This window comes from Leyella stercorea DSM 18206 (assembly GCF_000235885.1).
GTDB lineage: Bacteria > Bacteroidota > Bacteroidia > Bacteroidales > Bacteroidaceae > Prevotella > Prevotella stercorea.
In genome coordinates this window covers 1-12337 of record NZ_JH379384.1, presented here as the reverse complement: position 1 = coordinate 12337, position 12337 = coordinate 1, and the positions used below count along the sequence as shown (strand labels likewise).

Sequence of the window (12337 nt, the reverse complement as noted above, 5' to 3'; positions counted from 1 at the left end):
CACTTTCCGTTGCTTTTGCTTAAATTGTGCACAACAACCATCACCGCTACATTCACACCTGCAGACCCAACACAATACTCTGGCTCTACCGCTACGTATCAGATTACGAACAAGAAGGCTGTTGATTTATCGGAGATAGTGTTCGATGTCTCTGAAGACAAAGTGAGTGGCACTAGTAAGCTGACATTGACAAAGTCAATTGTAAAAATAAACACATCAAGTGGTGCATTAGGTAAATATACAGACTACCGCTTCTATAAGGATAGCAAAACAACGTTCTCACTTACCGATCCTACACGAGTAATTACAAGCATTAAGTTTGTAGGTGGTTCTGCATACGGTAATTTCACAACAGACAAGCCCAATTACGACAAAACCACCGGCACTTGGACTGGCTATGAGGAGTCTGTAAAATTCACAGCAGAGTCAAAAGTAGATGATGTCACCCAAATCATCGTCACAACAGCAGAGAAGAAGGCTGCTCCTACCCTCTCATTCGCCGAGGCAACTGTAACAAAGGAGTTAGTAGCGGGCACTATTGCCCTTCAGACCATCACCAAGCCTGAAGACCTTGACGCATCTGCTATCACATACGCAAGCTCCGACGACGCAACCGCAAAGGTTGAGGGCAATACAATTCACATGTACAATACTGGCGAGGTGATCATCACCGCCACATCGGCTGCTACAGACAAGTATGCTGCAGGCACTGCGTCCTACAAGCTCATTATTTCCGACTCACGCAAGGACGCAGCCTTGGCAGTAAAGGCGAACCCCGTAAAGGTGAAACTTGGGGATGATATATACGACCTGGCAAGCAACATCACATGCGACAACGGTCTGAACAGCGAGACGTTCAAATACACAAGCAGCGATAATAGCTATACGATTGTAGACAACTTAATACAAATTAGCAAAATTGGTACAACCACTATCACTGCAAAATTTGGCGGTAACGACTCGTACAAGCCTGCGGAAGTATCATACACTTTCGAAGTGGAAGACCCACACACAACTGATGCCGACTTCAAGTTCGCAGCAGAGAGCTACAGCGCAGATTTAGCAGAAGCAACAGCAGGTATTGTAACATTCAATGCTGCAGATGTGCTGCAGAACCCACACAGCCTCAACGTAACTTACACCATATCGCCAGAAAGTGCTAACGCAACGATTGGAAAAGCTGACGGAGAAGCACTTATTGAAGTTAGTGGCACATACACCATCACCGCTACCGGTGCTAACGATACCTATAAGGAGACAACGGCGACATGCACGCTGAAGGTAATCAACAGTGCAGTAGAAGAAACGAGCGTCGAGTTCGTTGCTGGCGTAGATAAAGGAAAACAAACAGGAATTGGCAACGAAGATCAAATAGTGCAGGGTGTAGTAACAATACATGGTACGAATGCAGCATTTGCTGCAGTATCTTCTAATAAATATACTTACAGATTATATCAGAACTGTACTACAACCATCTCAACCAAGATTGGTAAAATCACGAAGATTGAATTCGTAAAGGGTGACAAACCTATTACCAACTTGAAATACAATGGTAAAGACGGAGCATTTACTGCAGACACAAAATATGATCTCTGTTGGGTGGGTTCTGCTAAGGAAGTTGTATTTACAAACACTGACCAGGCTCGTGCCACAAAAATCATCGTCACAGTAGAAGTACCGAAAGCAAAGAACTACACTCTCGACGAAACGAAGACCGACAACATCATCGAGACATACGAGAACGCAAACGTGACGCTGCAGCGCACGCTCGAAGCAAGCCACTGGAACTCATTCTGCGTGCCGTTCGCACTCGATAAAGACCAGGTGACACAGTACTTCGGCGAGGGCACACAGCTCCGCACATACGAAGGCAGATGCGAGAACAACATTGTGTACTTCGCAACTGTAGCCAACATCGAGGCTGGCAAGCCGTACATCATGAAGCCTGGCAACGCCGTTGTGAAGAACCCGACATTCGAGGGAGTAAGCATGGTGGCTACAGGACTCGACACTAACGGCAACCCGCAGGCTGTGGGCGATGCAAGCACAGTGCAGATGAAGGGTATCTATAACCACGTAACACTGGTGCAGGCCAAGACGAACATATACATCGGTGCCGGCAACAAGTTCTACTACCCGGCTGATGCGGAAGCTTGCCAGATGAACGGCTTGCGTGCATACTTCATCGTGCCGGAGGGCACAGACATCAAGAAGCTGCGTGCCAACCTCGACGGAGCGACAACATCGCTCGGCGAAATATTCGACACTGAGGAAAGCAACACGCCGGTGTACAACCTGCAGGGACAGTGCGTAGGCAACTCACTCAGCACACTGAAGAGCGGCATCTATGTCCAGAACGGCAAGAAGGTCGTAGTAAAGTAAATATAACATCTTAAACATTAAGATATAAAAAACATGAAAAGAAAACTTTATATAAAGCCATCTATTACAACAGTGGAAATAGAGGCAATGAGCATAATGGCAGGATCTATTGGTGACGGTGGCGGAACTGGCAATATTGGAGACCTGGAACCGGGCTACGGCGGCGGTCACTTCGCTCCATCGCGCAACTACTTCGACTCGTGGGAGTATGATGACTGCAACGAAGAGGATGAGTATTAATAATACAAAGACAACAAAGGTCGAGCGAAGTCGCTCGACCTTTGTTGTTTTAAGGGGGTGCACTTGTCTCAAGTGCACCAACCGAACAGAATGTGCACCAACTGAGCAAGGACTACACCAACCGAACAGAATGTGCACCAATTGAGCAAGAACTGCACCCACCGAACAGGATGTGCACCAACTAATTGGTATTTTACTTGGTTGGTGCACTTGAGACAAGTGCACCCCCTATAAGCTTGTTCTCGCAGAACACGACCTTATAGCTTGCGCCTCGCTTTGTCTTGAACTTCAGCACCGACTTGCCGTAGCGCACCTCGCACGGTTCGCCCGAGCCGGAGAGTATTGTCGCCTCAGCGAGCTTGCCGTTCTTCCAGCTGATAGACACGGTGAAGTTGCCCTTGGCACGCAGTCCGCTCACTGAGCCTTCAGCCCAAGCATCGGGTAGTGCAGGCAGCAGGTGGACGAATCCCATGTGACTCTGCATGAGCATCTCGGTTACGCCGGCTGTTCCGCCGAAGTTACCATCGATTTGGAACGGAGCGTGCGTGTCCCAGAGGTTGTCGAGCGTGCCGTTCTTCAGCAGATTGCCGTAGAGCGTGTAGGCATGATTGCCGTCGTGCAGGCGCGCCCACTGGTTGAGCTTCCAGCCCATCGACCATCCCGTTGCGCCGTCGCCACGATGCTCGAGCACCACGCGCGATGCCTTAGCCAGTTCGGGCGTTGTGACCGGCGACACGGTGCGGCCCGGGTGCAGACCGAAGAGGTGGTTCACATGGCGATGCTCGTCCTTCGGGTCGTCGATGTCGGTCGACCACTCCATGAGCTGTCCGTAGCGACCTATCTTATACGGCGCGAGATGCTTCAGCGCGTCCTCCCACTGGCGGCGCTCCTTGGCACTCTTGCCTAACACGCGGTTAGCCTCAACAGCATCCAGGAGCACTTCGCGTATCACGGCGTGGGCGAACGTAGCACCCTCGTCAACCGGTCCGTGCTCGGGCGATGTGGATGGAGCGGCGGTGTACACGCCGTCGGCGCGATGCCAGAGATAGTCGGACGCGAAGTCGGCAGACTCCTTCAGTATTTCGTAGTTGTCAGCAAGGAACTTGCGATCGCGCGTAAAATCGTAGTAGTTCCAGAGGTGTGTGGCGAGCCACGGACCGGCGAACGGCGAGAAGTTCCACGACATATCCTCGCTCGAGAGCGGCGATGTAAAGCCGAAGATATTACCAGATACGGACGTTGTCCAGCCACGTGTGCCGAAGTACGACTTCGCCGTTACACGGCCCGGCTTCACGAGCGTGCGGATGAAGTTGAAGAGCGGCAACTCGCACTCCGAGAGTCCCGTCGGGCAAGCCAGCCAGTAGTTCATCTGCAGATTGATGTTGTTATGGTAGTCGATGCGCCACGGTCCGTCGACGTTGTTGTGCCACAAGCCCTGCAGGTTAGCCGGCAGATTGTCGGCACGCGACGACGAGATGAGCAGGTAGCGACCGAACTGATAGTAGAGCTGCTCCAAGTAGTAGTCGGGCTTGCCCTGGCGGTAAGCCTCAAGACGGCGGTTCACGGGCAGGTCGTCGGCATCAGCCGTAGCGTTGTTGATGTTCAGACGCACGCGGTTGAAGAGCTCCGAATAGTCGGCATAGTGCTCGTTGAGCAGGTAAGCGTAGCCCTTTGTGGCAGCCTTGGCGAGCCAGTCGGCAGTAGTCTGCGCAGGGTCTACACCTACGTAAGCCTTCGGGGCGCTGAAATCGGGGTCGTAGTTGGGCTTGTAGTCGGTGTCGGCAGTGATAAGGAACACAACCTCGTCGGCATCCTTCACCGTGAGCTTGCCGCCCTCGTTGCTCACCGCACCGCCCTTAGCCACAGCCTTGATGCGCACGGCGTACTCCATACTGTTGTTGTCGAGACGTGCCAGCCAGCAGAGCGCGTCGGTGCCGTCCGCCTTCATCTCGCCCGTCGACACGGGGTTGGGAGCGTAGGAGAACACGAGGTTCTGCTTGCCACGCTGCGAGGCAGCGAAGCGCACCGCCATCACGTTGGCAGGATGCGACACGAAATACTCGCGCTCGTACTGCACGCCGTCCTTGCAGAAGCTCACCTTCGCAAGAGCAGAGTCGAGCGACAGCTCACGGCGATAGTCGGTCATTCCCACTGAGCTGAGTCCGGTCTCAATATAGAACTCGCCGGCGGTAGTGAAGCTGCCGAAGCGGAACGGCTCCTCGGCATCAGCCTCGTAGGGCACCACGCTGTTGAAGTTCTTGCGTGTGAGCAGCTCCGCCTTCTGCCAGTCGCCTTTGGTGAACGCCTCGCGTATCTCGCCCACCACATGAGCCGACTGCTTGTTCACGTCCCAGTAGTAGGCAGCGCCGCGTGCGGTGTTCGGACCGCCACGCCAGAGCGTCTTCTCGTTGAACGTGATGCGCTCAGCCTCAACCGAGCCGAGCACATTGCCGCCGATATTGCCGTTGCCGATGGGCAGCGACTGCGACTCCCATTCGGGGTCGGGGTTGTTCACCAAGTCGCCGGCACGCACCAACTGGCGCTCGGTAGGCATACGGTCGGGACTCGAAGCGAGCCACACTGCCTGTCCGCGCATCGTCGTCGGACGGTCGAACCAATATTTCAAAGGGGTGTTCCGCTCGGCGAAAGCGTTGGCAGACCCCAAGGCACAAAGCGCAAGAAGCGCAAGGAGTTGTTTTTTTGATTGCATTATGATTAGTTTTTTATTTGTCTATCACCACAAAGTTACTGCAAAAAAGCGAAATAAGCCGCCATAACATCATCTATTATAATAAAAAGCAGTAAATTTGCAAAAATCAAATAATAAAAACTATGAACAATCTAAACAACATAACCAGCAAGTTCCTCATCGAGGGCACCGTGAGCGACATCAAGCCACTCGGCAACGGACTCATCAACGACACATACCGCATACATACCGCAGAAACAGACCGCCCCGACTACGTTCTGCAACGCATCAACCACCACATCTTCACCGACGTCGACCTGCTGCAGCACAACGTGGAGACCGTGACCAACCACATCCGCGAGCAGCTGAAGGCGGAAGGTGTCGACGACCTCGACCGTCGTGTGCTGCGCTTCGTGCCCACCACCGAGGGCAAGACCTACTTCTTCGACGGTGAGAGCTACTGGCGCGTGTCGGTATTCATCAGCGATGCCGTGACGATGGAAACCGTGACACCCGACTCGTCCTACGACGCAGGCAAGGCGTTCGGCGACTTCGAGGCGCGGCTGGCTGACATAGCCGACCAGTTGGGCGAGACAATCCCCAACTTCCACAACATGTGCCTACGCCGCGACCAGCTGCGCAAAGTGTACGCCGAAGACCCCGTTGGACGCGCCGAGAGCGTGAAGCTGTTCGTAGAAGAGATTGAGGCGTACATGGACGAGATGTGCCTGGGCGAACGACTCCTCGCCGAGGGCAAACTGCAGAAGCGCGTGTGCCACTGCGACACGAAGGTGAACAACATGATGTTCGACAAACAGGGCAAGGTGCTCTGCGTGATAGACCTCGACACCGTGATGCCGTCGCTCTTCGTCAGCGACTACGGCGACTTCCTGCGCACCGCTGCCAACACCATTGCTGAAGACTCGCCCGAGTACGAGAAGATCGATTTCCGCATGGACATCTTCGAGGCATTCACACGCGGCTACTTAGAGTCGGCACAACGCTTCCTCACTCCGCTCGAAGTGTCGCTCCTTCCCTACGCCGCCGAGCTCTTCCCCTACATGCAGTGCGTGCGCTTCCTCTGGGATTACCTCTCGGGCGACCACTACTGGAAGTGCCAGTATGCCGAGCATAACCTCACACGCGCCCGCAACCAGTGGCACCTATTCCTCAAAGCAAAGGCACACGAGGCAGAGATGAAGCGATTCATCGAAGAGCTGAAGAAGTAGACTTCTGCCATCCGCATCGGTCGTTACGAGCATCCGCACCGACCGTTACGAGCATCCGCATCGACCGTTACGAGCATCCGCACCAGTCGGTGCGGATCATAAAAGTCACATAATATTTTGCCAGTCTCACCATTTTTCACTAACTTTGCATCCGCTAATGCGCTTGTGGCGGAATTGGTAGACGCGCCAGACTTAGGATCTGGTGTTTTAGGACGTGAAGGTTCGAGTCCTTTCAGGCGCACCATACAAAATCCTAACTGCTTGATATTGAGCAGTTAGGATTTTTGCTTTTATAAAATTGCCAACATTTTGCCAACATAATTCGTCGCTAATTTGTTGTGGTTGGCAAAGTTTATGTTGTTTTCCTCCTTATTTCTCATAATTTCATTGCATTTCACTTGACATCGCCAATTTTATGAGTCACCAAATGACAAGCTATAGTCAGGTAGATTAGCTCTCATATTCTATAAATTGATGTATATATCATCTATATAATACAAATATCACTATCTAACATAATAATTCAACACCTTTATTCGTTATTCTAACAGGAAATCACTACTTTTGTACTTTCCAAATAATTATACGCAAATATGAGTAAAGATATAAACAGACTAAAGGTCGTCCTGGCTGAAAAGAAACGAACCAACAAATGGCTCGCTGAACAATTGGGTAAAGACCCTGCAACCGTCTCAAAGTGGTGTACCAACACCATACAACCGAATGTCGAGACACTGGTGGAGATCGCCAAATGTCTGAATGTTGAGATACAGGATTTGTTTTGGCCAATAGAGAATATAGCAGCCAAGGATGATACGAATAGATAATAAGATGGAACAAAATAAGAAAGATTTACTCTTTGAGCATAGAAATAAACTTGATGAGGTTATTTCAACACTCTCGGCAAACTTCTCGCAAAAAGAAGTTGCTGATTAAATCAACTTTTATAGGTGGTGAGAGATAATTTAAAGGATTGGGCTGAAAAAATAACAATGAAACAATATAAGTTTGTAGATTTATTTGCTGGATGCGGCGGTCTGAGTTTGGGGTTGCAACAGGCTGGATTTACTCCATGGTTCGTTAATGAAATCGTGGAACAGTTTTGCAATACCTATAAATTCAACCATGATTTGAGTGATGACCACTATTTTGTGGGAGATATTGCGGAACTCAACCTACATCTTGAAGAATACAAGGATATGCTATCAGATATAACATTGGTATGTGGTGGACCTCCTTGTCAAGGTTTCTCTATGGCTAATCGTCAACGAATATTGGATGATCCTCGTAATGCTTTATATAAACAATACTTGATATTCTTGAAAAATACTCGTCCTAAGTTCTTTATTATGGAGAATGTAAAAGGGATGATGAACAAAATAGAAGAAATCAAACAGAATTTTGAGGAATATCTTGGCGGCGAGTACCAATATGATTATGCACTTTTGAAGGCACAAGATTATGGTGTACCACAAAATAGAGAACGTTTCATAATGATAGGCAATAGAGTTGGGGTAGAGCCAAAGTTGATATTCGAAGAAATATACAAGCATAAACGCAAGCCTTTCGTGCTGAAAGACGCTCTTGAATGGCTTCCTCATTTAGTCGCGAAGAAAGAAAAAGGTTCAAAGGGAGTAGAATGTGCAGAGTCTGGCTTTACAGAATGCGATTTCTCGTACATCAAGAATGACTTCTATAAATTTATCAATGGTGACAAGGAGATTACAAAGCTCTACAATCATAAGAATCGTTATAATAATGAGCGAGACATAGAAATCTATCGTAGATTACCACAAGGCGCAAACTCCTTGCATGAGTCTATTGCAGACATCATGCCATATAAAAGGAGAAATGATATATTCAAGGATAAATACTTCAAATTGGATGAGACGCAAATCTGCAAGACGATAACTTCTCATATGAAGTTTGATTGCAATATGTACATCCACCCTTGGGATGCAAGAGGATTAAGTCCTCGTGAGGCTGCACGCATTCAGACGTTCCCCGATGATTATGTGATAACGGGCTCTCAAAATATGTGGTATGCACAAGTAGGAAATGCCGTTCCTGTAAAACTTGCCAAAGCCATAGGCGATGGCATCATGAAATTTATAAGATGAGACATTTAGAATTATTTGCTGGCATAGGTGGTTTTAGAAGAGCAATGGATTTGCTTACGCAAGACCACATCATGGATTTTCATTGCATTGGCTACTCTGAGATAGATGCCAAGGCCGTGAAAACTTATTGTGCCAATTACCACCCTGAGGTTGATGGCGAGTTGGCTATGGGGGATATAGTGGAATTTACTAGCAATAAAAACAACATAGACAATTTGCCTCAATTTGATTTGGTGACTGGCGGTTTTCCATGCCAAACTTTCAGCATGATGGGAAAGCAAGCTGGTTTCAATGAGGATCGTGGGCAAATGTTTTTTCATATCATTGATATCCTTGCGGCAAAGATGCCAAGATATGTGCTTCTTGAAAATGTGAAAAACCTTAAGTCACATGATAAGGGAAGAACATTTGCACGTATCAAACAAGAGTTGGAGGCATTGGGGTATCAAGTCTTTACTGACATATTTAATACTGCACAGTTCCATTTGCCACAAACTCGTAACAGACTGTTGATTTTTGCGACAACAGAACCTGTCCCTGCAGATTTTGAAGTGCAATTTACTTGCGACAATATTGCAGTCTTGTTTGATCAAGTATATCAAGACTTGGGCACATACCATTATCAAAGCGTCAATGACATATTAAGTTTGGATGTTGATCAGAAGTATTTCCTTTCGGAAAGAATCAAACCAACCCTGTTAGCTGATGGTTCTGCCAACTTTAAGTCGAAGTCAGACATCAATATGAGTATAGCTAGGCCTTTGACCGCAACGATGCACAAGATGCACCGTGCTTGTCAAGACAACTATTATAGTCAAGACTTCATAGAGTCACATGGTGCTATCAATCCTGTAAAAACGATGACCAAGGAACAATTGGCACAGTTGCCTATCCGTAAGTTGACACCAGAAGAGGCTTTCATGTTGCAGGGTTTCCCTGCAAACTTTGCCATCAACGGCCGAAATGCGGGGGTTGCAGATGGCTCGCTATACAAACAAGCAGGGAATGCAGTCAGTGTAAATACGATTTATGCTGTTTTGTATTACCTTATAACAAATCATATAATTCACGAATAGCTATGTTTTTTGAAGTTCACTCAGAAAAGAAAATTGGTTTCAAGAAATTAAGTCCTAACGACCTTGGTTTGAAGAAGTCTGGGCATCAAACTCATATTGGACTTTATCAGCACGTCTTGGATTTCTTGCCAGATAATCATGTGGAGAAAGCTGCCATATTGATTTATGACGACTATTGTGAAATCTTGAATTGTGACTATGGAAAGATAAACCGTAGTACTGGCAAGATGGAAGCTCCCAATATTAAGTCGGGGGCAAGAAACGAACATACGATTGTAAATCAGATTCGTGAATTTGCTTCTTTGAAACCAACTTGTGAGTGGTATCTAGTGTGGTTTGGCTTGCAAAGTGAGGAATTAGTCTTTTGGCTAATATCAAGTGACTCGGAAGATTTCCAACATGCTTCTAACATTTTCCCAACTCAGAACAAGGTCTATGATGAGAATAGTGCTTCTTTTTCGCTTGCTATAGACTTCTTGGAAAAGAAAGTGAATGGAGTTTCCATAAAGTTACAGGAAGAAATAGAAGTTGCTTCGCAGACAGGTAAACAAATTAAAAAGTATAAGAAACAAGATATTGAAAAGGCAAACAAACTTTTCAAGCAAATAGGTTATAGCGGAGAGCAAATTATTGCACAATATTTAGAAAAACAAAAGTTAGCTCATACGATAAGTAATTACAGATGGATGAATGCCAATACGGAGTCTGGTATGCCGTTCGACTTCATCATAAACGAAGGATTGGAAGAAGAAAACTTTATTGACGTGAAATCGACTCGGTTTGATTTCAACCAGTATCTCTATTATAGCGATGAAGAAATCGGTTTTGTTCACGGCTTGAAAGAAGATAAGAAATATTCAGTTTACAGGGTATTCGATATGGACAATGCTAAGAAAAAGCTCCGGGTATGTACGAACTGTATGAGTTATGTTTCTTCTGTCAATGCTGATATAGCTGACCTTTCTTCCAAAATGGAAAAGGTTCAGACAATACTTCAATCCATAAAGATTGGAGTAAGACCTAATGACTGTTTTGTAAACATCCAACCGCAAATTATATTATAAGTATGGACGAAATTGTAAAACATATCAATGATACTAATGCCAGTTATCGACCATTGGGAGCTGGCGATGCCAAGAATACAGACTTGTTCTTGGATAATGAGCATTACCAACTCTTCGAGGGAGCAGGAGAACATATTACTGTAAGATACCACAAGGAAAATCTTGCAAAGGCGATTTTGTTCATTGCTTCAATCTTGCCAAGAAAGTTTGACCAATCATCAGTGCATTGCGTTGTTCCATATTCCAAGGATTTTGTTATAAACCAATTATCTTTGCTCGATGCATTGTTTGTCGAAGACGGTAAAAATGTAGAGACTATTACGCAAGAGTGGAATGCTCGTAAAGATGTGCCGCAGAAGAATGGAAAGATAGATACTCGCTTCTATTTCAATGGATTGTTGAAAGATGTTATATATAGAGACGCTACAGGCAAAGAACAAAAGGGAAAGTTTACCATCCGTAATTATTTTGCAGGTGGGTATTCTGAGTTACGTATCAAGAAGGCAGATGACGGTATTTTCGATATAGAGATAACGAATGTAAACACACCCCTGACCAATACGATCTTGTGTCAGCGGAACATTGATTCTGAGATAATAAGACTGTTTGCCACCACCGACATCTTTCAAGCCAAGCCAATCCACGTATTTATAATCGATACCAGTGACTTGGGTTGAATTTTTATCGAGACTTCTCCATCCGTTGTGACCTTTGATTCTGATGAAATATCCAGCCACGTTGATTTCTAAATAACCAGATTCCATGAATCCACAGGAATAAGTTCCGTTAAAACCACCCCAGTCCTGGTACACGCGGACATCAAGAGTTAGCGTGGCTTTCTGCGGATCAAAGCGCTGCTCTATCCAGCTATTGTCCCAATTTACTTCCCCTATCGCCGAAGCCTTCTCCACGGAGAACGCCATCAACATCACGAGGCAAAGGAAAAATCGCACAAAACTTCTCGCTGGCATCCGCTTGGGACACCACGAGGAATAAGAATTACCTGCAACCTGCTCTATCAAATAAGGAGGAGGTTGTTCTTCTCTTTTTTTCATTTTTAAGATGTTTTTAAAATAGTGTTTATATTTATAAATTTAGTTTACACGTCACAAAATTATATTATAGGCACGTAGAGCATGTTCTTCTGCCTCATATAAACTTGAATTCATTATCTTTGTCTTCTCCAAAAGTAATAAATACTATTCTGTGCCCGAAATATTACAAAACTTTTTCTGTAATATTTCATATAAAATTGTAGTATTAGTACCTTTTTGTCGTATTAGTACTTTTTGAATTGTCAAATAAGCACTTTTTTGTCGTTTGAGCACTTTTTATGAAATGGGTTTCTATGACCTTTTCCAATGTTTTTAACACCTTCCATCCTTGAGATAATCCATGTCAAATGGCATGGAAGATACTGCTGCAAAGATACGCAAAAAACGTATTCGTATCTGGTGTTTAACAATTATTACTGCTCAAACGCATATCTGTTTGAAAAAGAGTCAGTAACTTTGCTATACGAAGTTACGAAAAGAGT

At 46.3% G+C, this 12337-nt stretch carries 8 protein-coding genes, 1 tRNA gene and 1 pseudogene; 9 read left to right on the top strand and 1 reads right to left on the bottom strand.

What is annotated here, in order from left to right; genetic code table 11:
* Together HMPREF0673_RS14480 and HMPREF0673_RS03120 are read left to right on the top strand one after the other, a co-directional pair.
* Positions 1-2382: pseudogene (locus HMPREF0673_RS14480) on the top strand (hypothetical protein); the annotation flags it as partial.
* Positions 2383-2415: 33 nt separating this feature from the next.
* The gene (locus tag HMPREF0673_RS03120) at positions 2416-2622 is read left to right on the top strand and encodes a hypothetical protein (protein WP_007897841.1); all 207 of its coding nucleotides are present in this window, start codon (positions 2416-2418) and stop codon (positions 2620-2622) included.
* Between the two features lie 193 nt (positions 2623-2815).
* Here the strand turns inward: HMPREF0673_RS03120 and HMPREF0673_RS03115 are convergent, their stop codons facing one another.
* A complete protein-coding gene (locus tag HMPREF0673_RS03115; protein WP_007897838.1) occupies positions 2816-5332 on the bottom strand; it encodes a glycoside hydrolase family 95 protein in 2517 nt (838 codons plus the stop codon).
* A gap of 122 nt (positions 5333-5454) precedes the next feature.
* Here HMPREF0673_RS03115 and HMPREF0673_RS03110 point away from each other — a divergent pair, with 122 nt between their 5' ends.
* The 7 genes from HMPREF0673_RS03110 (at position 5455) to HMPREF0673_RS03080 (ending at position 11477) form a co-directional block, all read left to right on the top strand.
* Positions 5455-6540, top strand: a complete 1086-nt coding sequence (locus HMPREF0673_RS03110; protein WP_007897836.1) for a phosphotransferase enzyme family protein — start codon at positions 5455-5457, stop codon at positions 6538-6540.
* Positions 6541-6699: 159 nt separating this feature from the next.
* A tRNA-Leu gene (locus HMPREF0673_RS03105) sits at positions 6700-6784 on the top strand.
* 349 nt (positions 6785-7133) lie between these two features.
* The gene (locus HMPREF0673_RS03100) at positions 7134-7367 is read left to right on the top strand and encodes a helix-turn-helix transcriptional regulator (protein ID WP_007897833.1); all 234 of its coding nucleotides are present in this window, start codon (positions 7134-7136) and stop codon (positions 7365-7367) included.
* 165 nt (positions 7368-7532) lie between these two features.
* Positions 7533-8660, top strand: coding sequence for a DNA cytosine methyltransferase (locus HMPREF0673_RS03095; RefSeq protein ID WP_157591614.1), 1128 nt, complete (start codon positions 7533-7535; stop codon positions 8658-8660).
* Positions 8657-9736 (top strand): DNA cytosine methyltransferase, encoded by a 1080-nt coding sequence (locus tag HMPREF0673_RS03090; RefSeq protein ID WP_007897818.1) that lies wholly within the window; start codon positions 8657-8659, stop codon positions 9734-9736. The genes HMPREF0673_RS03095 and HMPREF0673_RS03090 overlap by 4 nt, the downstream gene beginning before the upstream one ends.
* A gap of 2 nt (positions 9737-9738) precedes the next feature.
* On the top strand, positions 9739-10800 hold the full coding sequence (locus HMPREF0673_RS03085; RefSeq protein WP_007897816.1) for a protein NO VEIN domain-containing protein: 1062 nt from the start codon (positions 9739-9741) through the stop codon (positions 10798-10800).
* A gap of 2 nt (positions 10801-10802) precedes the next feature.
* Positions 10803-11477, top strand: a complete 675-nt coding sequence (locus HMPREF0673_RS03080) for a hypothetical protein (RefSeq protein ID WP_007897813.1) — start codon at positions 10803-10805, stop codon at positions 11475-11477.
* Positions 11478-12337 lie beyond the last annotated feature (860 nt).

Excerpts from the sequence above, each read along its gene's own strand:
- HMPREF0673_RS03110 (WP_007897836.1), top strand. The coding sequence starts at position 5,455 with ATGAACAATCTAAACAACATAACCAGCAAGTTCCTCATCGAGGGCACC.
- HMPREF0673_RS03100 (WP_007897833.1), top strand. The coding sequence starts at position 7,134 with ATGAGTAAAGATATAAACAGACTAAAGGTCGTCCTGGCTGAAAAGAAA.
- HMPREF0673_RS03120 (WP_007897841.1), top strand. The coding sequence starts at position 2,416 with ATGAAAAGAAAACTTTATATAAAGCCATCTATTACAACAGTGGAAATA.
- HMPREF0673_RS03085 (WP_007897816.1), top strand. The coding sequence starts at position 9,739 with ATGTTTTTTGAAGTTCACTCAGAAAAGAAAATTGGTTTCAAGAAATTA.
- HMPREF0673_RS03080 (WP_007897813.1), top strand. The coding sequence starts at position 10,803 with ATGGACGAAATTGTAAAACATATCAATGATACTAATGCCAGTTATCGA.
- HMPREF0673_RS03090 (WP_007897818.1), top strand. The coding sequence starts at position 8,657 with ATGAGACATTTAGAATTATTTGCTGGCATAGGTGGTTTTAGAAGAGCA.
- HMPREF0673_RS03115 (WP_007897838.1), bottom strand. The coding sequence starts at position 5,332 with ATGCAATCAAAAAAACAACTCCTTGCGCTTCTTGCGCTTTGTGCCTTG.
- HMPREF0673_RS03095 (WP_157591614.1), top strand. The coding sequence starts at position 7,533 with ATGAAACAATATAAGTTTGTAGATTTATTTGCTGGATGCGGCGGTCTG.